General features: G+C 70.2%; 22 protein-coding genes and 4 pseudogenes. 3 read left to right on the top strand and 23 right to left on the bottom strand.

Going from position 1 to position 20,719, the window contains the following annotated elements; genetic code table 11:
• Positions 1-8: 8 nt before the first annotated feature.
• Positions 9-668, bottom strand: coding sequence for a glycosyltransferase family 2 protein (locus LP418_RS27630; RefSeq protein ID WP_257954458.1), 660 nt, complete (start codon positions 666-668; stop codon positions 9-11).
• Between the two features lie 153 nt (positions 669-821).
• Here LP418_RS27630 and LP418_RS27635 point away from each other — a divergent pair, with 153 nt between their 5' ends.
• Complete coding sequence (locus LP418_RS27635) at positions 822-2,012, top strand: hypothetical protein (protein WP_257954459.1); 1,191 nt, start codon at positions 822-824, stop codon at positions 2,010-2,012.
• Positions 2,013-2,304: 292 nt separating this feature from the next.
• On the opposite strand, the pseudogene LP418_RS34860 reads toward LP418_RS27635, so the two are convergent.
• The 9 genes and pseudogenes from LP418_RS34860 to LP418_RS31825 all read right to left on the bottom strand — a co-directional run.
• Positions 2,305-2,394 (bottom strand): annotated as a pseudogene (locus tag LP418_RS34860) (hypothetical protein); the annotation flags it as partial.
• A 17-nt stretch (positions 2,395-2,411) separates the two neighbouring features.
• Positions 2,412-2,588, bottom strand: a complete 177-nt coding sequence (locus LP418_RS27640; protein ID WP_257954460.1) for a DUF6841 family protein — start codon at positions 2,586-2,588, stop codon at positions 2,412-2,414.
• A 226-nt stretch (positions 2,589-2,814) separates the two neighbouring features.
• Positions 2,815-3,153, bottom strand: coding sequence for a hypothetical protein (locus tag LP418_RS27645; protein WP_257954461.1), 339 nt, complete (start codon positions 3,151-3,153; stop codon positions 2,815-2,817).
• 787 nt (positions 3,154-3,940) lie between these two features.
• Positions 3,941-4,735: a hypothetical protein gene (locus LP418_RS34865; RefSeq protein WP_442940045.1), complete on the bottom strand. Its 795-nt coding sequence runs from the start codon at positions 4,733-4,735 to the stop codon at positions 3,941-3,943.
• A 315-nt stretch (positions 4,736-5,050) separates the two neighbouring features.
• Complete coding sequence (locus tag LP418_RS34870; RefSeq protein WP_442940046.1) at positions 5,051-5,368, bottom strand: hypothetical protein; 318 nt, start codon at positions 5,366-5,368, stop codon at positions 5,051-5,053.
• Positions 5,322-6,086, bottom strand: a complete 765-nt coding sequence (locus LP418_RS27655) for an LD-carboxypeptidase (RefSeq protein ID WP_257954463.1) — start codon at positions 6,084-6,086, stop codon at positions 5,322-5,324. Before LP418_RS27655 ends, LP418_RS34870 begins: the two co-directional genes overlap by 47 nt.
• Before the next feature lie 9 nt (positions 6,087-6,095).
• On the bottom strand, positions 6,096-6,374 hold the full coding sequence (locus tag LP418_RS27660; RefSeq protein WP_257954464.1) for an acyl-CoA dehydrogenase family protein: 279 nt from the start codon (positions 6,372-6,374) through the stop codon (positions 6,096-6,098).
• Positions 6,375-6,660: 286 nt separating this feature from the next.
• Positions 6,661-6,750, bottom strand: a pseudogene (locus tag LP418_RS27665) (hypothetical protein); the annotation flags it as partial.
• Between the two features lie 169 nt (positions 6,751-6,919).
• Positions 6,920-8,128 (bottom strand): annotated as a pseudogene (locus LP418_RS31825) (acyl-CoA dehydrogenase family protein); the annotation flags it as partial.
• A 25-nt stretch (positions 8,129-8,153) separates the two neighbouring features.
• Between LP418_RS31825 and LP418_RS27675 the strand changes: the two are divergent.
• A complete protein-coding gene (locus tag LP418_RS27675) occupies positions 8,154-8,798 on the top strand; it encodes a class I SAM-dependent methyltransferase (protein WP_257954465.1) in 645 nt (214 codons plus the stop codon).
• Here the strand turns inward: LP418_RS27675 and LP418_RS27680 are convergent.
• The 4 genes from LP418_RS27680 to LP418_RS27695 are packed head-to-tail and all read right to left on the bottom strand — an operon-like array spanning position 8,769 to position 11,907.
• Positions 8,769-9,857 carry a prenyltransferase gene (locus tag LP418_RS27680; RefSeq protein WP_257954466.1) on the bottom strand — a complete coding sequence of 363 codons (1,089 nt, stop codon included), beginning with the start codon at positions 9,855-9,857 and terminating at the stop codon, positions 8,769-8,771. The genes LP418_RS27675 and LP418_RS27680 overlap by 30 nt on opposite strands.
• Positions 9,847-10,626 carry a class I SAM-dependent methyltransferase gene (locus LP418_RS27685; protein WP_257954467.1) on the bottom strand — a complete coding sequence of 260 codons (780 nt, stop codon included), beginning with the start codon at positions 10,624-10,626 and terminating at the stop codon, positions 9,847-9,849. The genes LP418_RS27680 and LP418_RS27685 overlap by 11 nt, the downstream gene beginning before the upstream one ends.
• A complete protein-coding gene (locus LP418_RS27690; RefSeq protein WP_442940337.1) occupies positions 10,613-11,458 on the bottom strand; it encodes a glycosyltransferase family 4 protein in 846 nt (281 codons plus the stop codon). The genes LP418_RS27685 and LP418_RS27690 overlap by 14 nt, the downstream gene beginning before the upstream one ends.
• A complete protein-coding gene (locus LP418_RS27695; protein ID WP_442940047.1) occupies positions 11,350-11,907 on the bottom strand; it encodes a glycosyltransferase in 558 nt (185 codons plus the stop codon). The genes LP418_RS27690 and LP418_RS27695 overlap by 109 nt, the downstream gene beginning before the upstream one ends.
• 282 nt (positions 11,908-12,189) lie before the next feature.
• Here LP418_RS27695 and LP418_RS27700 point away from each other — a divergent pair, with 282 nt between their 5' ends.
• Entirely contained in the window at positions 12,190-12,666 is a 477-nt protein-coding gene (locus tag LP418_RS27700) for a TetR family transcriptional regulator (RefSeq protein WP_257954469.1), read from the top strand.
• Positions 12,667-13,201: 535 nt separating this feature from the next.
• On the opposite strand, the pseudogene LP418_RS34875 reads toward LP418_RS27700, so the two are convergent.
• The 9 genes and pseudogenes from LP418_RS34875 to LP418_RS27750 all read right to left on the bottom strand — a co-directional run bounded on the left by LP418_RS34875 (position 13,202) and on the right by LP418_RS27750 (position 20,679).
• Positions 13,202-13,956, bottom strand: a pseudogene (locus tag LP418_RS34875) (glucose 1-dehydrogenase).
• A 12-nt stretch (positions 13,957-13,968) separates the two neighbouring features.
• Complete coding sequence (locus tag LP418_RS27715) at positions 13,969-14,859, bottom strand: 3-oxoacyl-ACP reductase (protein WP_257954472.1); 891 nt, start codon at positions 14,857-14,859, stop codon at positions 13,969-13,971.
• Positions 14,856-15,062 (bottom strand): ferredoxin, encoded by a 207-nt coding sequence (locus LP418_RS27720; RefSeq protein ID WP_257954473.1) that lies wholly within the window; start codon positions 15,060-15,062, stop codon positions 14,856-14,858. Before LP418_RS27720 ends, LP418_RS27715 begins: the two co-directional genes overlap by 4 nt.
• A 10-nt stretch (positions 15,063-15,072) precedes the next feature.
• Positions 15,073-16,038 carry an NAD(P)/FAD-dependent oxidoreductase gene (locus LP418_RS27725; protein WP_257954474.1) on the bottom strand — a complete coding sequence of 322 codons (966 nt, stop codon included), beginning with the start codon at positions 16,036-16,038 and terminating at the stop codon, positions 15,073-15,075.
• Between the two features lie 59 nt (positions 16,039-16,097).
• Positions 16,098-17,063 (bottom strand): hypothetical protein, encoded by a 966-nt coding sequence (locus LP418_RS27730; RefSeq protein WP_257954475.1) that lies wholly within the window; start codon positions 17,061-17,063, stop codon positions 16,098-16,100.
• Positions 17,023-17,265 carry a hypothetical protein gene (locus LP418_RS27735; RefSeq protein ID WP_257954476.1) on the bottom strand — a complete coding sequence of 81 codons (243 nt, stop codon included), beginning with the start codon at positions 17,263-17,265 and terminating at the stop codon, positions 17,023-17,025. The genes LP418_RS27730 and LP418_RS27735 overlap by 41 nt, the downstream gene beginning before the upstream one ends.
• Positions 17,265-19,556 carry an MCE family protein gene (locus tag LP418_RS27740; RefSeq protein WP_257954477.1) on the bottom strand — a complete coding sequence of 764 codons (2,292 nt, stop codon included), beginning with the start codon at positions 19,554-19,556 and terminating at the stop codon, positions 17,265-17,267. Before LP418_RS27740 ends, LP418_RS27735 begins: the two co-directional genes overlap by 1 nt.
• An 11-nt stretch (positions 19,557-19,567) precedes the next feature.
• Positions 19,568-20,416: an MCE family protein gene (locus LP418_RS27745; RefSeq protein WP_257954478.1), complete on the bottom strand. Its 849-nt coding sequence runs from the start codon at positions 20,414-20,416 to the stop codon at positions 19,568-19,570.
• Between the two features lie 26 nt (positions 20,417-20,442).
• The gene (locus LP418_RS27750) at positions 20,443-20,679 is read right to left on the bottom strand and encodes an MlaD family protein (protein ID WP_257954479.1); all 237 of its coding nucleotides are present in this window, start codon (positions 20,677-20,679) and stop codon (positions 20,443-20,445) included.
• Positions 20,680-20,719: the final 40 nt, after the last annotated feature.

Here is a 20,719-nt window from a genome sequence, read left to right on the forward strand (position 1 = left end):
CCGGCAGCTCATCGGACCACCGCCCAGAAGTCGCGAGTCGTGCGGATCGAGCCGCGCACGGACCCCGACACCTTCGACTTCGTGCCGGCGGCGCGAGGGTGGTAGCTGACGTCGTGCTCGGTGACCCGTGCGCCGGCGATGGTGGCACGGTGCAGCAGCTCCAGCGGATAGCCGAAGCGGCGGTCGGTGACGCCGAGGTCGAGCAGCCACTCGCGACGGCACACGCGCATCGGCCCGATGTCGCGGACTGCGAGGCCGATCCGTCGGCGCAGCAGCCAGACCACCGCGGCGTTGCCGGCGCGGGCGTGCCACGGCCAGACCCCTCGCGCCACCGGGCGGCGCCGGCCGACGGCGAGGTCGGCGCGCCCCTCGGCGACGTCTGCCGGGAGCAGGTCGAGCTCCGCGGGGTCGAAGGACCCGTCCCCGTCCATCACTGCGATGAGCTCGGCGGTGGCCGCCTCTACTCCGGCGTGCACGGCGGCGCCGTACCCCGCTCGCTCCTCGTGCACGACTGTCGCGCCCAGCTGGCGGGCGACGCGAGCCGTGTCGTCGCTGGATCCGTTGTCCACGACGATCACGCGGAAGTGCTCGGGGACGCGGGGCAACAGGGTGCGCAGCGCGGGTGCCTCGTCGCGGCACGGGAGGATCAGGTCGCAGGTCTTGTCCACGTCCTCGAACGTAGGACGGTGCCGCCGCGGACGGGGGCCGGAACTCTTACGAAGCCCTGACGTCCGCCTCATACCTCTCGGTGGTACCCGTCCTCCGCACCTAGCATGCGAGCGTGGCCACGACCTCCTCCTCCGGCGCGCGTCGGCCTCTTCGTGGCCCTCGCCCTGATGCTGCTCGCACCGGCCGTGCCCCTGATCACCGGCTGGGACGTGCGCGCACGCACGCATCCCGCGGGGACGTTCCCGCCGCTCAACGCGCTGTGGGAGCCGCACATCGGGTTCACGAGCGTGCCGGCCGTGCTGCTCGCGATGCTGGGCTGGCGCTACGCCTTCACCCTCGCCGCCGCGCTCGAGTGGCGACGCCTCCTGCTCGTGTCGTACGGCGCCGCGCTGGCCCGGATGCTGGCGCTGGCTCGGATCGGGCCGATCGGGATCGGCGACGTGCTCGGGCACCGGATCGAGATCCTTCCGGTCGCCCGCGAGGTCTCCGCGGCCGGGGACGTCACCGCGGTGCTGCGCGGGTTCGTCGACCGGATCCCCTACTCCGCGGCACCGGACAACTGGCCGACCCACGTCGCCGGGCACCCGCCGGGCGCGCTGCTGCTCCACGTCGGGCTGGTGCGGCTCGGGCTCGGGGGCGACCCGGCCGCCGGTCTCGTCGTGACCGCGATCGGCGCGACGACCGTCGTCGCCGTGCTCGTGACGCTGCGCGCGCTCGGGGCCGAGGCTGCGGGTCGTGGCGCGGCGCCCTTCCCCGGTCCTCGGTCCGATGGCGCTCTTCATGGGGGTGTCCAACGATGCGATGTTCGCAGCGGTGGCCGCCCGGGGGTTGGCGCTTCTTGCCCTTGCGGCCACACGCGTGGGCCTTTCTCGAGTTCTTCTGGCGGTGCTCGCCGGGCTGCTGCTCGGCTGGCTGGTGATGCTGTCCTACGGGCTGCCGCTCGTGGGGCTGGTCGCCGTCGCCGTGCTCCTCGTCGCACGTTCGTGGTGGCCGCTGCCGATCGCGGCCTCTGCGGCGCTGCTGGTCGTGCTGGCCTTCGTCCCGTTCGGGTTCGTGTGGTGGGAGGCGCTGCCGGTGCTGCGCGAGCGCTACTACGACGGCGTCGCCGGGATCCGGCCGGCGTCCTACTGGGTGTGGGGCAACTTTGGCTGCACTGTGCTTCAGCGCGGGGCCTCTCATCGGCGCCGGTCTCGGTCGGCTGGCCGTGCTGCGGACATCTGCCGATCGCGTGGTTGCCCTGCTCGCGGCCAGCGCCCTCACTGCCGTCGTCGTCGCCGACCTGTCTTTCATGTCCAAGGCAGAGGTCGAGCGGATCTGGCTGCCCTTCGCTCCCCGGTTGCTGATCTCCGTCGGGCTGCTGCCCGAGCGCTGGCGAAAATGGGGGCTGGCCCTGCAGCTGCTCGTGGCGCTGCTCGTGCAGCACCTGCTGAACACGCGGTGGTGAGATCGACGTCGAGATGACCGGCGCCAAATTTGTCTTGCAGTACGTCCGGACATGCTTGATGAGCGCTCACGCGCGCGGGCATCAGGCTGCGTGTAGGACCAATGCACAGATGCGGAAGCCATTAGTCCCGCAGTGACGACATACGTGACTGTCAGTTCGTTGATCTCTTCCCCGTCCGCACTACGTCGGGAGAACGCCACCCGATGAATTGCTGTGTTGTGGTTCAAGATCGTGGTGTCACTGGACAGCGTCTTGCTGTGGTCGTACTGCGCCGCAAGCATGCGCTCTACCCGGGTCTTCAGCCGGAAACAACCTCGTCGGACGTGTGGAGCCAGAGCACCGGGTCGTCAGTCGTCACGAGAAGCGGGGCGGAGTAGAAGCCCACAATGTCGGCGGGCTGACGCTCCCCTCGACCGGACGCCGCGAAGGCGGACAGGTACTCCTCGAACCACCCACTGACTTCATCCTCATCCACGATTCGAACTCTAAGGTGCGCACTGCCAGCTGAACCCCGAACGACCAGATCTGCCGCAATGTGCGCGGATATGCCGATGACAAGGCCCTACAGCCCGGCCTCCTGCAGAATTGCGCCTCTGCATCAGGTCAACGCCGAAGGGACTCTCATGGGCAACGAGGACTGGTACCGCGGACCCGACTGGGACGCCCAGACCCGAGCCGAATTTGGGAGCCGCCTAGCTCGTTCACGCGGCCAGAAGGCTCAGTACATGTTGATTAAGGGCATGGGCCTCGCCGATGCCCTGCAAGCAGATGTCCGAGAGGCTGGGCGCGACCTCATGCGGCGAACGTTCGCCGAAGAGTCCGCTTCCGCCGTGGACATCATTCGGGCACATCAAGCCCTCGGGGCCGCCTACAGCCGCGATGGCTTCTTCGTTCAGGCGGCCGAGCATCTTGTCGAAGTCCAGAGAATGCAGGACGCCGGCCTGACCGTAGATACCGGAGCAGACCTTGAGTTGGCGGAACTGATCGTCACCGCCGGATGGTCGGATCGCTACGTTGAAGCGCTCCGTTGGTTGGACCACTTTTGTGCAGCCGAATCGCCGTTTCCGTCCACGAAGTTTCGAGCGCTCCGGCCGACGCGCAGATCGCCGACCAGACGGGTCAGCGCGACCGCGCGCAGGAACGAGCCGAGCAGGCGCTCGGCATGTGTTGAAGGAGAACAAGGCGCCCTTCTCGCGCCACCCAGGGAAATGGGCTGATCAAGACCGATCGCAAGACGGTCCGCGAACTCGAGCGCTTGGCCCGCTGATCCGCGCGGATCTGCCGCACTCCGCGCTGTCGTGCCGGAATTGGAAACCCGATTGCCGCCCACTGGTGAGGGGTCCGAGTCCTACGTTGTCGGTGGTCGACTCTAGGGTGGGCGCACCGAGGTCGAGTCGGAGCGGGGACCGCTGCGCAAATGCTTCGCAGGCCTCTGACCTGCACAAACAATGCATCCAACTCTTGAATCCGATCACGCGTTCGAGATAGAATCGGGCCATGAACACCGCCCACATCGACGACTCGGACGCCGAGGCCACCCCGGCCCTCGCCGAGTCATCGACGCGCACGGCGGTTCGCCGAGGTCGAGGACCTCCTCGTCGTCGCGCACTGGGCCGACCTCCACACCGACCTCCCCGTGCACGACCCCAACCTGCCCCGGCACGCCCGGGAGAAGATGATCCAGCCCGGCGGCGACGGCACCCCCACCGATGCGCGAATTCGCCGTCGCCGAGCTGGCCTTCGCCCGCCAGACCCACCACGCCACCACCCGCGCCGCGATCGCCGACATCCTCGACCTGCGCCACCGACTCCCCGCCACCTTCGCCGTCATGCTCGCCCTCGCCTGCGAACCCCGGGGTCGCCCGCAAGGTCGCCGTCACCTCCCGCCACCCGGACGCCGACACCGTGGGCATCGTCGACCGCGCGATCGCCACTGCTGTCGCCACAGAGTCCCCCGCCACCGTCCTCGAGCTCGCCCGCGCCAAGACCATCGAGGCCGACCCCGACCACGAGGCCGCCCGCCTCGCATTCGAAGCTCACCGCCGCTACGTCGCCCTGTCCCGCTCCGACGACACCGGCTACCGCACCGTCATCGCCCGCGTCCTCGACGGCGACGCCATCTGGGTCGACGCCCTGACCGACCGCGTCGCCGACATCCTCGCCCCCACCCACGGCCACGACCACAACCGCAACGAGCTCCGCGCCCTCGCCTTCGGCTGGCTCGCCCGACCGGCCGACCTGCTCCAGCTGCTGCTCGAGCACACCGAGGTCGAGGAAGAATCGGAGCCGGCATCCGACGAAAGGTCCGACGGAGAGTCCGAGGACGACCGCCGCCCGGTGTGGGCGCCGAGTCATCTGGCCGACACACTCGCCGGGTTCGCGGCTCTCACCTGCCGCCAGCTCGCATCCTTGCGGCCGAAGGCCGTCGTGCACGTCCACCTCACCGACACCGCGCTCCGCGGCCAAGACGGCGTGGCACGCGTCGAGGACCTCGGCCCGACGCTCGTCCAACGCCTCGCCGACCTCCTCGGCCACGCCGACGTCAGCCTCCAACCCGTGCGCGACCTCAATGGCCGGATCAGGATCAACGAGTACGAGCACCCCGACCGTCTCAAGGACCACAGCTGGCAACTAGCCGGCGGCGACGTGTTCCCCTACGCGCCGTCCGGGACCCGGCTCAGCGTTGACTACGACCACCCCACGCCCTACGACAAGCACGGGCCACCGTGCCAAACCGGCACCCACAACTCCGGGCCCCTCCGCCGCACCCACCACCGTTGGAAGACCTTCGGCGGCTACCAGTGCCGACAATCCGGGCCCGGGCGATACCTCTGGCGAACACCCCGCGGCCGCTACTACCTCCGCGACCACACCGGCACCCATCCCCTCGACCCCGACCGGGCCGAGATGATCATGCGCGCCCAGCGGCGTAGATCTCTACCCCGTGAAGTGAGCCGTGATCTCGCGCCGCTCGCCGTCGACGGTCACGCGCCCGCCGTACGGCAACAACAGCTGCGGGGACGTGTGCCCGAAGTCCACGTCGAGCACGACGACGAGCGAGGGGTTGTAGTCCGCGACGGCTCGCAGCACTGCCTCGCGGCGCTCGGCGCGCTGGTCCGCGACCTCCGCCTCCGACCGCACCACCTCGCGCGAGGTCACGGGCGGGCGGCCCCACAGCAGCGCGGACGCTGCGCCGAGGATGCCTCGCTCACCGAGGTTGCGGAGCATCCGGAGGCAGTGGTCGGGTGACGGCATCTCCTCGGACGCTTCCCGGGGCCACCACGCATCCCTCGTATGCCGACACGGGATGCACCCAGCGACCGACCGCGAGCGTCATCTCCACGCTCTCGAGGCACCCTCCCCACACCGTGCCCGTCACCGCGCGAGACGGCCCGGACCACTGCCACGGCGAGGCCGGCAGGTCGGGCGCCGCCTCCACGAGCACCGAAGGCGATGCCCACTCGACCCCGAAGTCGCGGGTGCGCGCGGGCTCCGTCAGCACGAGGTCCCCGCCGAAGAGCGCGGCCTTGAGGGAGTCCGGGTGGAGCGGATCGACCCGTGGGCCGGGGCCGAGGTGGACGGCCGTCGATCCGCCGTACACTCCGCCGATGCCGTGGAACCACAGCCAGTTCGAGAGGTTCGTGTTGTCGCTGTAGCCCGGGAACCGCTTGGGATGCGCGAGCATCCGCGCCGGGTCGAGGTGCTTGAGCACGGTGATCTGGTCGCTGCCGCCGACGGTCGCCATCACCGCCTTGATCGACTCGTCCTCGAAGGCGCTCATCAGGTCGGACGCCCGCTGTTCCGGCGTGCCCCGGACCCGCGTGAACGGGTACTCGACCGGCTCCAGCCCGAGCTCCCGGATCCGATCGAGCGCCTGCTCGTGGATCGCCGGGAAGTGCTCCGGCGCGCACCACGACGGGGAGACGACGGCGACGCGATCGCCGGGACGGACAGGAGACGGAAGCGTGACCATGCCGGCACGCTAGCGGGGCAACCCCAAGATCCGCTCCGCGGCCACGTTGCGCAGGATCTGCGTCGTCCCGCCCGCGATCGACAGGCAGCGCGTCACCAGCATCTCGTGCACGGCGGCCTCCGCCTCGGGGCCGCCCAGCAGCACCGACGGACCGAGCAGCTCGAGCAGGAGCGACGAGGCCTCCTGCCGATTGCGTACGCCGAGGAGCTTCGCAACGCTCGACTCGGCCCCCGGCGACGTCCCGGCGAGAGCCTTGAGCGTCGAACGGACGCCCAGCAGCGAGCACACCGTGGCCAGCGCGACTCCGGTGACCGACGCGGGCGCGGTCGAGCGGATCGGGACCCACCGCGGCCACGCAGCCTTCGATGCTGACGCCCAACCGGTGGCCCGCCATCGCGACCCGCTCGTTGGAGAGCGTCGTGCGCGCCAGCTTCCAGCCGTCGCCGGGCTCCCCCACCACGAGCGAGTCCGGCACGAACACCTCGTCCGGGAACACCTCGTTGAAGAGCGCGTCGCCGGTCAGCTCACGCAACGGCCGGATGTCGATGCCCGCGCTGGACATGTCGACCGGGAAGTAGCTGATCCCGCGATGCTGCGGCGCGTCCGGATCGGTGCGGGCCGGGCAGATCGCCCACTCGGCGTCCTGCGCCAACGACGTCCACACCTTCTGCCCGGTCAGGCGCCAGCCGTCGCCGTCTCGGACCGCGCGTGCGAAGCGACGCGAGGTCGGAGCCCGCGCCCGGCTCGGAGAACAGCTGGCACCGGGTGATCTCGCCCAGCAGCGACGGCCGCACGAAGCGCTCCTGCTGCTCCGGCGTCCCGTGCGACAGGATCGTCGGCACCGCCCAGCCTGCGATCTTGAGGTCCGGTCGCTCGATCCCCGCGGCCGCCAGCTCCTCGTCGACCACGAGCTGGGTCACCGCGTCCGCGTCCATCCCGTACGGCGAAGGCCAGTGCGGCATCAGCAGGCCGGTCGACACCGGGCCCGCCCGTGGGTCGGCCCGGTCAAGGGAAGCCACCAAGGAGGCGATGCCCGGCCGGACAGGAGCGTCGCGGCCCTCCGGGTCGACCTTCAGCTGCCGGCGCGAGCCCGAGACGGCACGAGCGGCCAGCGACGCGGCCGCGGAGGACGACGTCCCGGCCAGCGATCGCAGGGACAGCGCTCGGCGGAGGTAGAGGTGCGCGTCGTGCTCGAACGTGTAGCCGATCCCGCCCAGCACCCGGATGCAGTCTCGGGCCACGCGGACGGCGCCGTCGAACGCCACCTCGGCCGCCACGTCGCATGAGAACGCCCACTGGTCCGTGAAGGCCGCGGACGCGACGTCCCACGCCACCGCCTCGATGGCCGTGACCGTCTCCAGCATCTCCGCGCAGAGGTGCTTGATCGCCCGGAACGAGCCGATCTTGGCACCGAACTGCTCGCGCACCTTCGCGTGCTCGACCGCAGTGTCGAGGCACCAGCGCGCGACGCCCGCTGCCTCGGCCGCTGCGAAGGTGACGAACATGCGGTGGACGACGTCTGCGGTGAGGTCCAGGGGCGCACCGTCGACAGAAGACACGGTTCCGATGCGGCGGCTCAGGTCGAGGAGCGGTGAAGAACACGTCACCGAGGCCGTGGAAGCCACCACGTAGCCTGACGACGAGGGCAGCAGGAACAGGTCGGCCCCCGGCGCATCGAGCACCACGTCACCGACACCAACTGCCACGCGCGCCCCCGACACCAGCGACGCGGCGTGGGACGGCGGGAGCAGCGCCGACGCGATCGCCGTACTCAGCAAGGGGCCGGGGACGAGTGCGTAGGCACACGCCTCGAGCGCCACCGCGACATCGAGCGCCGATCCCCCGCCGCCGCCCACTGACTCGGGCAGGCCGATCGTCGGCACGGACATCGAGGTCAGTGCCGACCGGGAGGAGGGAAAGGTTGCGCCGGGATCGTCCTCGGCTGCCCGGACCTCGGACAACGGCGAGATGGAGGCCGCCCACGACCGCAGGCTCGCGCCCAGCTCGGCGTGCTCCTCGGAGATCCCCAGCGAGTAGAACATGTTCTACATACTAGTGTCTCGCCCCGTGACCGACTGGCTGGACCATGCCCTGAACGCAAAGGGCTTCATGCCCGAGGACGAGGGGCTGCTGCTGCACCGCTACGCCCGGCAGCAGGCCGAGAAGGGCCCGCTGCTCGAGGTCGGCACCTACTGCGGCAAGTCCGCGGTCTACCTCGGGGCGGCCGCGCGTGAGGCAGGTGGCACGGTCTTCACGGTGGACCACCACCACGGCTCGGAGGAGAACCGGGCCGGGTGGGAGCACCACGACACCAGCGTCGTCGACCCACGCACCGGCCGGATGGACACGCTGCCGCACTTCCGCCGCACCATCGAGGACGCCGGTCTCGAGGAGCAGGTCATTGCCGTCATCGGCACCTCGACAGCGGTCGCGAAGCACTGGCGTACGCCGCTCGCGTTGCTGTTCATCGACGGCGGGCACGGCGCCGAGCCGGCCCGTGCCGACTTCGAGGGCTGGGTGCGGTGGGTGCAACGAGGCGGACTGCTCGTGATCCACGACGTCTTCCCCGACCCTGCGGACGGCGGGCGACCGCCGTACGAGCAGATCTATCTGCCGGCGCTCGCGAGCGGCGCCTTCACCGAGGTGGAGGCGCTGGGCTCGATGCGGGTGCTGGAGCGGACGTCAGGAGAGGCTGGAGACCCGGTCGCCTGACGGGCAGCCGCACTCGAGCGCGATCTCCGCGAAGTCGGCGGCCAGTGTGGTGCCGCGCATGATGTCGGCGCCCGCGCTGGTGTGGGTGAGCGCGTCGACGGCCGGGATCACGGCCGCCGCGGTGTAGGTCGTGTGCTCGGCGGGCCAGTTCACGTCGTCGGGGAAGACGTAGCCGGTCCAGTACTTCCCCTGCTCCGCGCGCAGGTGCTGCATGTCTGCCAGCAGCTGTACGGCGCGCTGCCGGTCACCGATGGCGTCGAGCGCCATCACCAGCTCGCACGTCTCCGCGCCGGTCACCCATGGATTCCTCGAGACGCAACGGATGCCGAGGCCCGCCTCGACGAACGTGTCCCAGCGCGAGTCGATCAGCTCGCGCGCAGCAGGTCGCCACGGACGGCTCCGCCGAGGACCGGGTAGTACCAGTCCATCGAGAACTCGGACTTGTCCGGGAACAGGTCGCGGTGCTCGCGCAGCGCGTGGCCGAGCCGGCCACCGGTGAGCTCCCACTCCGGCTGCAGGGTCGTCCATCAGATCGGCGAGCGCGACGCCCGCGCGCAGGCTCTGGTAGATGCTCGACGAGCCGGCCAGCAGCGCGTCGGCGTTGACCTTCGCGGGCGAACCAGCGGCCCACTCCTGCGACCACGCGATGCCACCGAAGGGCAGCTGCATGCTGACGACCCAGTCGAGGCCGCGGCGCACGGTCGTCCACAGGCGGCGTACGAACTCCTCGTCGCGACGGATCAGCCAGTGGTGCCAGACCCCGACGGCGAGGTAGGCCGACATGTTGGTCTCGCCCGAGTGGTCCTCGATCTCGCCGGCGACGATCTTCATCGGCCACGAGCCGTCGGCACGCTGCATCGAGACGGCCCAGTCGTAGGCGCGCCCGGCGGCCTCGACTCGGCCGCCGACGAGCAGCGCCATGGCCGACTCGACGTGGTTCCAGATGTCGGTGTGCTCGCCGATCGTCCACGGGATCGCCCCGGAGGGCTCCTGCATGGCCGCGATCGACGCCGCCGTCTCCTCGACCCGGGCAGCGGTCAGGATGACGTCAGGCCGCATCGGTCGAGGCAGCAGCTGCGGCAGCGGTCTCCGGCTTGCGGAAGTAGAGCACCATCGACTTGCCGATCATCGGGTCGAGCACCTTGCCGGCCAGCTGCAGCGCCTTGGGGTTCTTCATGATCTCCCACACCAGCAGCTTGTGGTAGGCCTTCGCGAGCGGGTGGTCCTCGTTGTTGACACCCACGGCGCACTTGATCCACCAGTACGGCGCGTGCAGCCCGTGCGCATAGCCCTTGCCCTCGAAGACCATCGCGTCGCCGGGCGTGCCGTCGTTGAACTTGCCGGCCTTGGTGACCTTGTCGACCAGCTCGTGGTCGGTGTAGATCCGGATGTGGCCGCCCTCGGCGTTGTGGTAGTCGTCGGAGAGCTTCCAGTTGATGACCTCGGGCAGCCAGCGCGGCACGGAGATCGCCAGCGTGCCGCCGGGGCGCAGCACCCGGACCAGCTCCTTGATCGCGTCGACGTCGGCGTGGATGTGCTCGAGCACCTCGGCGGCGACGATGCGGTCGAACTCGCCGTCGGCGAAGGGCAGCGCGAGCGCGTCGCCCTCCTTGACGTCGGCCTCGGCACCTGCCGGCACCTCGCCGGCCTCCTTCATCGCGCCGAACCACTCACGAACAGTCGCGAGCTCGTCGGCGTCCCGGTCGAAGGCGACGACGTCGGCGCCCCGCTTGTACATCTCGAAGGCGTGACGACCCGCGCCACAGCCCATGTCGAGCACCCGGTCGCCGGGGCGCAGGCCCGAGCGGTCGAAATCAACGGTCAGCACTGGTGTTCTCCTTGCTCGCGCCTCGGGCGCCATTGATGCCGTCGTGCTCGGCACGATAGTCCCGGATCGTTCGTTCGTACGCCGCGGCGGTGGCCGCGGCCACGGCCCGCCAGCTGAACAGGCGCTGCACCCGCTCGCGGCCTGCCTTGCCCATGCGGGCGCGGCGCTCGGGGTCGTCGATGAGCTCCGGGAGCGCCAGCTCCAGCTCGCCGACGTCGCCGGGCGTCACCATGATGGCGCACTCGCCGTCGGGGCCGACCACCTCGGGGATCGCACCGGCGCGGGAGACGACCAGCGGCGTCTCGCACGCCATCAGCTCTGCCGTGGGCAGCGAGAAGCCCTCGTAGAGCGAGGGCACGCAGGCGAGCTCGGCCGAGCCCATCACCGCAACGAGCTCGTCCCGGGAGACGCCGTTGACGAAGGTGACGTGCTCGCCGATGCCGAGGCTGTCGATCAGCCTCTCCGTGCGACCGCCCGGCTCGGGCTTGGTGACGAGCAGCAGCTCCACGTCGCGCTCGGTGCGAAGCTTGGCGAAGGCCTCGAGCAGGGTGGCGATGCCCTTCATCGGGGCGTCGGCACTGGCCATGGCCAGGATCCGGCCGGGCACGCGCGCCACGGTCGGCGGCACGAACGCGTCGTCGACACCGAGCAGCACGGTCTCCATGCGGGCCGGGTCGACGCCGAAGTCGGTGGCGATGTCGCGCGCCGAGGTGTCCGACGGCGTCAGGATCGTGCGCGCCCGGCGGGCGACCTTGGCCTGCATGCGCAAGAAGCCGTACCACCGGCGCAGCGAGAGCTTCTTGCGCCGTGCCGGCGGGGCCGCGAGGTCGATGCGACGGTCGAAGCTGATCGGGTGGTGGATCGTGGTGAGGAGCGGCAGCCCCATCTTCTCGATCTCGAGCATGCCGTAGCCCAGGGACACCGGTTGTCGTGGGCGATGTCGAAGTCGTCGACCCGGTCCTTGAGCAGCCGCGCGACTCGCGAGCTGAACGTCTTCGGCTCCGGGAAGCCGGCGGTCCACATCGTCAGGACCTCCTCGACGTCGATCAGGTCGCGGAACTCGCTCGGCTTCGGCGTACGGAAGGGGTCGGGCTCGCGGTAGAGGTCGAGGCTGGGCACCTCCGTCAGCACGACGCCCTCGTCGAGCTCGGGATAGGGCTGGCCGGAGAACACCTCGACCTCGTGGCCCAAGTTGACCAGCTCCCGGCTGAGGTGCCGGATGTAGATCCCCCGGCCGCCGCAGTGTGGCTTGCTCCGATAGGACAGCAATGCAATGCGCACGCGCCGCGACCTTTCTAGAAGTGAAACGTGTTCCTATTATGTCTCACCCGTTGGTAACCTCTTCGCGGTGTTCAACTGGGCAGGACCAGGGGACTGTTCCACCGAGCCCTGTGCCCCCTGTCACAGACAGTTACACATGAAGACGAACCGGAGGCAAAGGGTGAGCAGCACCAACGCGGTGGCGAGCGACGAGCTCGGCTCCAACGCGCAGCGGGAGCGCCGCGAGCGCATCCTCGACGCGACGATCGCGCTGGCCTCCCGGGCGGCTTCGACGCCGTCCAGATGCGCGCCGTCGCGGAGCAGGCCGAGGTCGCCCTCGGCACGCTGTACCGCTACTTCCCCTCCAAGATCCACCTGCTCGTCACCGCGCTCGCGCGTGAGTTCGAGCGCGCCGAGAAGGTGCTGGCCACCAAGGCCATCTCCGGCGACACGCCCGCCGACCGGGTGATCACCGTGCTTCGCCGTACGACCCGAGGACTGCAGGGCGACCCGCACCTGACCGACGCGCTGACCCGGGCGTTCATGTTCGCCGACAAGTCGGCCGCGCAGGAGATTCACGCCGTCGGCATGCTGCTGACGCGCATGCTGACCCGGGCCATGCACCCGGACAGCGACGACATCAGCGACGACGACATCGCCATCGCCCGGGTCATCGGCGACGTCTGGCTCTCCGCGCTCGTCGCGTGGGTGACCGGTCGCAGCACCGCCGAGGAGACCGCGGCCCACATGGAGCGCGCGGTCCGGCTCATCCTGCGCTGAGCGGTCAGCGCGTCTCCCGGCCCGGTGGGGTCATGTCTTCGCCCGGGCGGACCCGCCGGGCTTGGAGCACGCCCTGACTGAGCAGGCCGTCGATGAAGTCCTCCGACCCTCCGAAGCAACGCCGGGTGTCGTCCCACAGCCACGACATCAGCCAGGGAGCGATCCTCGGGGAAGACGAGGTCGGGGCCCGGAGCGCGCCACGAGCTCGGGTCCCGGCGCCACTGCTGCGCCTGCTCCGGAGTCGCGTTGACGACCACGTAGTCCCAGCCTGAGTACAGGCGAGTGCGCACGGCCTCGGGAAACACGACGTCGTCCGCTCCTGTGTCCGGGTAGCCGACCCACCACAGACCGTCCTTCGGCGTGTGCTCCCGCAGGACCTCCATGATCGCCGAGACGCTCTCGGCCCGCCCGTCTTGCGGGTCGAGCACAGTGGCGTAGGCCCGGAACACCGGCGGGATCGCGGACGCGATCGTGGTCCCGAGCGGAGTGGCCTCGCGGATCCACGCCACATCCTTTTGCGTGGCGAATCGGTGCGTCATCCGCCGAAGGCGTGGGTCGCGGTGACCCCACCGTCGACGGCGATCTCGGCACCGGTGATGTAGCTGCTCTCGTCACTGGCCGGGAAGACGTAGGTCGGAGCGATGTCGGCAGGCGTCCCGACCCGTCGCATCGGCACCTTGGTGGCGCCGTACTCCATCGCTGCGGCACCGCCGTGCTCCTGCGTCATCGGGGTGTCGATCATGCCCGGGTGCACGGAGTTGACCCGGATCCGGCGCCGCGCGAGCTCGTGGCTGGCGGCCTTGGTCATGCCGCGGATGGCCCACTTGGAGCCGCAGTAGGCCACCAGCGAGCCCATCCCGCCCGGGCCCTCGACGGACGAGGCGTTGATGATCGAGCCGCCGCCGTTCTTCTTCATCGTCGGCGTGACCGCCTGCATGCCCGGGAAGCAACCCTGCTGGTTGACCCCCACACGAGTTGCGCCTCGGCGAGCGGCATCGTGTCGATGTCACCGAAGCGCAGGATGCCGGCGTTGTTGGCGAGCACGTTGACCGGGCCGAAGCGCTCGTTGGTGTCGGCCACCAGCGCCTCCCACGACGCCGGGTCTGACACGTCGTGCCGGGTGAAGTGCGCGCGCTCCCCGAGCTCGTCGGCCAGTGCCTGCCCGCCCACCTCGTTGATGTCCGCGATCGCGACCGACGCGCCCTCGGCGACGAAGGCCCGCACGATGGCCTCGCCCTGTCCCTGTGCTCCGCCGGTGACGATGGCGACCTTGCCGTCCAGACGACTCATCAAACGTGCCTCTCAGATCTTCAGCTGCATGACGGAATCGGCCGCGAAGCCGACAGATGGGTCCCGGTCGGCGAAGTAGCCACCGAGCTGGGTCTCGAGGTCGGCCTGCGTCCACGCGGTGTCCGTCGCGTCGAAGCGCTGCTCGACGACCGGCGCTGCGAGGAGGGCGACCATGCCGCCGTAGACGACGAAGACCCGGCCGGTGATGCGCTCGGCGGCCGGTGAGGCGAGGTAGGCGACGAACGGCGCGACGTGGTCGGGTGAATAGGGGTCGACCGCCGGGCCCGACGTGTCCTCACCGAAGACCGACTCGGTCATGGCCGTGCGGGCGCGCGGGCAGATGGCGTTGGCGGTGACGCCGATCCGACCGAGGCCGCGGGCGGCCGAGAGGGTCAGCGCGGTGATGCCGGCCTTGGCCGCGGCGTAGTTGGCCTGCCCCGGCGACCCGGACAGGAACGCCTCGGACGCGGTGTTGACGATGCGGCCGTAGACCTGACCGTCGGTCTCCTTCGAGAGGGCCCGCCAGTGCGCGGCGGCGTTGCGGGTCAGCAGGAAGTGGCCGCGCAGGTGCACCCTGAGGACGAGGTCCCACTCCTCGTCGCTGAGGTTGAAGAGCATCTTGTCCCGGGTGATCCCCGCGTTGTTGACCACGATGTCGAGCGATCCGAACTCGCCGATCGCGGTGTTCACCATCGCGTCGGCGGTGCTGCGCTCCCCCACGTCGCCGGTGACGATGCGCACCTCGACGCCACGAGACCTGATCTCCTCCGCCGCCCCGTCGGCGGCACCGGGCAGGTCGTTGAGGACGATCCGCGCTCCCCGGTCGGCGAGGGCGAGCGCTTCGGCGCGGCCGAGACCGGCGCCGGCGCCGGTGACGACGGCGACCTTTCCTTCGAGGCTCATCCTTCGCTGACGGCTTCCTCGAGCGAGATCGCCGCGCGGGGGCACGAGGCCACGGCGCGGCGCACGGACTCGAGGTCGTCGGGACCGACGTCCTCCTTCTTCACGACGAGGTAGTCGTCGTCGTCCAGCTCGAACACGTCGGGCGCCAGTGCCTCGCACATGGCGTTTGACTCGCAGAGGTCGAAGTCGACCTTCACCTTCATCAAGAGCTCCTCATCCTTCGCTGGAGTGGCCGGGGAAGACGTGGGCGGACGGATCGATCGCGACCGCCGCGTTGTTGACGGCGGTCGCGGCCTCGCCGAAGCCGACGGCGATCAGCCGGACCTTGCCGGGATATTCGGTGATGTCCCCGGCGGCGAACACCCGATCGAGGTTGGTCCGCATCGACGAGTCGACAACGACGTGCCGCTTCTCGGTGGCGATGCCCCAGCCCTGCAGGGCGCCGAGGTCGGCGATGAAGCCGAGGGCGGCGACGACCGCCTGCGCCGGCCGCACGATCGGCTCCCGGCCGTCGACGAGGATCTCGACCTCCTCGACGGCATTGTCGCCTCGCACGGCGGTCACCCGGGCCTTGGTGATGATCTCGACCGAGGACTCGCGGACGGCCGCGACGGTGCGCTCGTGCGCGCGGAAAGCGTCGCGGCGGTGCACGAGCGTCACCGACTTCGCCATCGGCTCGAGGTGCTGGGCCCAGTCGAAGGCACTGTCGCCGCCGCCGACGATCACGACGTCCTTGCCGTGGTACGGCGCGAAGCTGGGCACGAAGAACTCGAGCCCTCGCCCCACCCAGCCGTCACCGGCGGGCAGTGCACGTGGACTGAACTTGCCGATGCCGGCGGTGATCAGGACCGCGCCGGCGTCGATGAGGGTGCCGTCGTCGAGGCCGACCACGACGCGGTCGCCCCGGTGGGTCAGCGTCTCTGCCGTGCGGTCGAGGAAGTATTCCGGCTTGGCGGTGTCGGCCCGGGCGACCAGCCCGGCCACGAGGTCCCGCCCCTTGACCGTGGGGAAGCCGGCGACGTCGAGGATCGCCTTCTCGGGATACATCGCGGTGATCTGGCCACCGAGCTCGGGCAGCGAGTCGACGACGGCCACGGACAGCCCGCGAAAGCCCGCGTAGTAGGCGGAGAAGAGACCCGTCGGGCCCGCGCCGACGATGAGCAGATCAACCTGCGGCACGACGTTTTCTCCCTCACTGTTAGAACACGTTCTACCTTAGCCGAGTGCGTTGACTCCCGCTATCGCCCAGTCGCCGTCCTCGCGGACGAGATCGACGACGAGCCGGTTGCGGACCAGCTGGTTGGCCTTCGTCCTCGCCGACGACGTCTCCCCGGTTGATGAAGACCAGCACCTGCGCCTTCTCGGCCGTGGCCGAGATGATGGCCGAGGAGACGGCGGTGGCTTCCCCGGGAGATCTTGTTCTTCTCCGTGTTGGCCCGCACCTGCTCCATGGCCGAGTCGTACTCCTCGCGGAAGGCCGGCGTCAACCGGGCCGCCGCCACCTCGAGGTCCCGGTCGAAGGTGTCGTGGTGGTAGGTGAGCACTCGCTGGCTCAGGTCGGCGGCAGCCACGAGCACGCCGGTGCGGGCGTCCTCGTCGGTGATCTGGCCACTCTCCGGCGCCGCTCCCTGCGGCGGGTTCAGCTCGTCGTAAACGGTGAAGCCGGTGAAGACGGCCAGCCCGACCACGATCGCCGTGAGCAGGGCGGCCAGCCGTGCACTGCCGACGAGGCCCGGCTTCGGCTTCGCTTGCGGCTCTTCCTCAGGCCGCGCTTCCGGCTCGACGACGGGCTCCTCCGCCTCCGGCGGCAGGTCGGATCCGCAGTAGCGGCACTTGATCGCCGCGGCCTTGATGGTCTCGGCGCAGAAGGGACAGGCGCGCTCGTCTGATCTCATCGCTCTCAACCCACGAACTGGAGTCCGGAGGTGAGCCAGCGCCCATCCACCTTCTCCATGTCGAGCTGGATCCGCCCGGGGAACGGTCTTGGTCTCACCCTTCGTGGCCTTGCTGGTGACCCGGGTGTTGGCGGCGACGAAGACGGTCGCCGTCGAGGTGTCGACGGCGCTGATCCCGACCTCGAGCACGCTCGGCACGGCCGTGGACTCCTGCTCGCGCGCCGACTCCTTGATGTTGTCCACCTCGGCTGCGTACTGCTCCTTGAAGTCACCGGTGGCGCCGTCCAGGGACCGCCTGCGCCTGCGCATCGACGTTGTCGTGGTCGACGCCCGGGAAGGCCTGCACCTGCGCGGTGGCTGCCCGGCTCACGTCGACGTAGAGCTGGCTGCGCTGCTCCGCCGCGGTCTGGCCGGGCAGCGCCTCGCTGCCGCGGGTGAGGAGCACGGCCGGGGTGGCGCCGAGGGCGAGCCCGAGGACGAGCAGGACGAGGTTGAGACGGCGCAGGTTCATCAGTTGGCCCCGGTCAGGACGTCGATCGTGCGCGGCGGAGGTGCGTACTTCATGCCACGCATATTGACAGGCGCACCGCTGCGACACTCGGCCGGGAAGAACTCGACGAAAGAAGTCTCATTGGGTGAGCGTCGCTGGGAGGGCGGCAGGTAGCCGTCGGTGCACGGCGGCGGGTCCCGGTTGAGGTTGAGGTTGACCCGGCCGTACTTCTGTCCGTCGAGGTCAGCCAGCGCCGTCGGGCCGGCCGCCAGCAGCCGCGGGAAGGTCACCAGCAGCTGCTCGAGGCCGTCGCGTCGCTCGGCCAGCACGCGGGTCACCCGGATGGTGTTGATCAGGAACGGCGGCAGCACGACGCGCAGGTCCTCGACGAGCGCCTGCACCTCGGTGGCCGTCGCCGGCGCCTGCGTCAGCACGGTGCGCACGTCCTTGTCCGAGGCCGCCAGCGTGTCGGTGAGCAGCGCCAGGTCGCGCGCGAAGGAACGGATGTTCTCCTTGTTGGCGGCCTGCGTCTCCAGCACGGGCTGGGCCGCGTCGAGCAGCCGGATGGTGGCGTCCCGGTTGGCGCGGGCGTCGAGGATGAAGGCCCGGCCGTTGTCGACGATCGAGCGCAGCGGCGTCGCGTTGTCGCGGAACATGTCACCCAGCTCGTCCACGACGATGCCGAGGTTGTCCTTGTCGACCGACCCGATCAGGGAGCTGAGGTGGCGCAGGAGCACGTCCTCGCCGATGGGCAGCGACCCGGCGTCACCGGTCAACCGGTCGCCGTCCCGCACGAACGGGCCCTGCGTGGCGGGCGGCTCGAAGTCGAGGTACTGCTCACCCACCGCCGACAGGTTGTGCACGTACATCGGCGAGTTGACCGGCAGCCTCGTCTCCTCGTCGAGCGCGAGGTCGACGTTGAGGCCCTCGCCGGTCACCGTCATGTCGGAGACCTTGCCGATCTTGACGCCGCGGTAGGTCACCTCCGAGCCGATGAACAGGCCACCGGAGGTCGGCAGCGTCGCGTGCGCCTCGATGCCGCGGCCCGGGACGCGGTCGACCAGCCCGAGGTAGCTGCTGGAGACGTAGAGGATCCCGATCGCGCTGGTCACGATGAAGGCGATCAGCCGGATGCGTACGCCGCGGGTCACCGGGCACTCCTCACGGCGGCCGGCACCCGGGCCAGCGTGGCCGGGCGGCACAGCGGCAGGCCGGGCGCACCCGCGCACAGCTGGTCGAGCGCAGTGTCGCTCTGGGTGCAGACCGGCGCCAGCGGGGTGCTGAGGCACACCTGCTGGAGCTCGTCCAGCGTGGACGGGATGAGCCCGCCCTCGGACACGGGGGTGAGCTTGATCTGCATCAGGAACGCCACGTTGGCGTAGTCGCCCTTGATCACGTCGGCGGCCTCGAGGGGGAACGGATAGCTGGCCAGCGACACCAGACCGGGCACGAGGTTCTCGTCGGTGTCGGCGAGCTTGCGCAGCACCGGCTCGAGGTGGCGCAGCTGCGAGACCAGGTTGTCCTTGGTCGCGTTGATGACCCGGGTCCCGACGACCCCGAGCTCGTCCAGCTCGGTCAGCATCCGCACCCGGGGCGTCGTGCTGCTCGTTGAGCACGGCGAGCGCCGGACCCATCGAGTCGAGCGCGTCGGCGATCACCTGCTTCTCGTCCACCGGGGTCTTGCTCAGCTCGTTGACCGAGTCGAAGGCGGCAATCAGGTCGGTCTTCTGCCCGTTCAACGCGGTGACCAGCGACTCGACTCGGCCGAGGACGTCGCGGAGCTCGTCGGAGCGCCCGTTCATCATCGCGTTGAGCTCCCGGCTGATCGTCTTGATCTGCGCGACGCCGCCACCGCTGAGCAGGAAGGACAGCGCTCCCAGCACCTCCTCGACCTCCGGGTTGCGGCCGGTCTGGGCGAGCGGGATGTGGTCGCCCTCCGACAGCTGCCGCGTCGCCGCCGCGGGGAGCGCATCGCGAGCGGGCTCCACCAGCGCGATGTACTTCTCCCCCAGCAGGCTGGTCTGGCGGACCTCGGCGATCACGGAACCCGGGAGCACGACGTCCTTGCGCACGCGCATCGTCACCTCGGCGTGCCAGCCGGAGCGCTCGACCTCGAGCACTCGGCCGACCGGCACGTCGTCGACCATCACCGGCGTGCGCGGCACGACGTTGAGGACGTCGGTGAAGTCGGCGGTGACCTCGAACCCGTCCTCCTCCGCCACGGTGTTGGGCCCGCCGGGCAGCGGCAGGTCCTCGGCGCCGTCGAACTTGCAGCCGGTGGCGAGCACGAGGAGCGTCAGGAGGACCGTCACGATTCGGATCTTCACTGGCCACCCCCGATCAGGGCGCCGATGTCGCCGACGGGTGCCATCGGTTGGCTCGTGGGGCCGGCCGTCCGGCCGTTCGCGCCGCCGCCCTGCGACGTGCCGAGGACCGGGGCGAGCACGTCGGTGAGCAGCTGGCAGACCTCGCCCGGCTGCTTGATCGCGGCGTTGTTCTTGAGCGTGTCGCACAGGAACTGCGTCGGGTCCTCGAAGGCGGGGGCGGCGTTGACGCGCGAGCCGAAGGTGCCGGTGACCGGGTCGAACGCGATCGCAAGGTTGCCCATCGCGAGCGGGCCCTTCTGCGCGACCAGCGCGAGCGCGTCCTTCTCCTTCTCCACCGTGCCGAGCACGGAGCCGAGCAGCTCGATGTCCTTGGCCAGCTTGCCGCGGTTCTCCTTGACGAAGCCGCGGACGGTGCCGAGCACTCTGGCCGGGGCGGCGAGCACCTTGCGCAGCTCTGCCCGCTCCCCGCGAGCTGGGACGAGACACCGGCGAGGTTGCCGATGAAGCGGTTGACGAGGCGCGTCGTTGCCCGCCAGCTCCTCGCTGAGCGAGGCCAGCGACCGGACGTTCTCGAAGAGCGGGCCGCGGTTGTCACTGAACGTCTCGACGGCGGCCGACAGGTTGCGGATGGCCTCCCCGCCGAGCTCGCCGTTGCCCTCCAGCGCCTTCGCGCCCGCGGTGATGACGTTGTTGAGCGGCCCGGACTGCTCGCCCGGCTCGGGGCCGAGTGCCAACGACACGTCGTCGAGCGCCTTGTACATGCGGTCCAGCTCGATGGGGGTGTTGGTGCGCTCGAGCGGGATGTCGCCGCCGTCCTCGAGCGCGGGCTCGCCCTCGACGTACACGGGGAAGACCCGGACGAAGCGGTCGGCTACGAGGGTGGGGGTGACGATGGCGGCCTCGGCCTCGGCGGGCAGCGTGTAGCGCGGTCGTAGGTGACGTCGAGGCGCACCGAGTTGCCCTCGGGCACGACAGCGTCCACCCGGCCGATCTTGACGCCCATCACGCGCAGCTCGGAGCCGGGATAGATCGCGACCGTGCGGGAGAAGTGCAGGGTCGCGGTGCGGGTGTCCCGGCCGGGCAGGAACGAGACGACCGCAGCCACCACCGGGGAGCAGGACGAGACCGATCCCGAGAGCCTTCGGACT

The sequence above is a fragment of the Nocardioides sp. B-3 genome, from assembly GCF_024703895.1.
Classification (GTDB): domain Bacteria; phylum Actinomycetota; class Actinomycetes; order Propionibacteriales; family Nocardioidaceae; genus Nocardioides.

Excerpts from the sequence above, each read along its gene's own strand:
- LP418_RS27735 (WP_257954476.1), bottom strand. The coding sequence starts at position 17,265 with ATGAACCTGCGCCGTCTCAACCTCGTCCTGCTCGTCCTCGGGCTCGCC.
- LP418_RS27720 (WP_257954473.1), bottom strand. The coding sequence starts at position 15,062 with ATGAAGGTGAAGGTCGACTTCGACCTCTGCGAGTCAAACGCCATGTGC.
- LP418_RS27730 (WP_257954475.1), bottom strand. The coding sequence starts at position 17,063 with ATGCGCAGGCGCAGGCGGTCCCTGGACGGCGCCACCGGTGACTTCAAG.
- LP418_RS27700 (WP_257954469.1), top strand. The coding sequence starts at position 12,190 with ATGCGCGCCGTCGCGGAGCAGGCCGAGGTCGCCCTCGGCACGCTGTAC.
- LP418_RS27680 (WP_257954466.1), bottom strand. The coding sequence starts at position 9,857 with ATGCGGCCTGACGTCATCCTGACCGCTGCCCGGGTCGAGGAGACGGCG.
- LP418_RS27715 (WP_257954472.1), bottom strand. The coding sequence starts at position 14,859 with ATGAGCCTCGAAGGAAAGGTCGCCGTCGTCACCGGCGCCGGCGCCGGT.
- LP418_RS34870 (WP_442940046.1), bottom strand. The coding sequence starts at position 5,368 with ATGCCGTCACCCGACCACTGCCTCCGGATGCTCCGCAACCTCGGTGAG.
- LP418_RS27655 (WP_257954463.1), bottom strand. The coding sequence starts at position 6,086 with ATGGTCACGCTTCCGTCTCCTGTCCGTCCCGGCGATCGCGTCGCCGTC.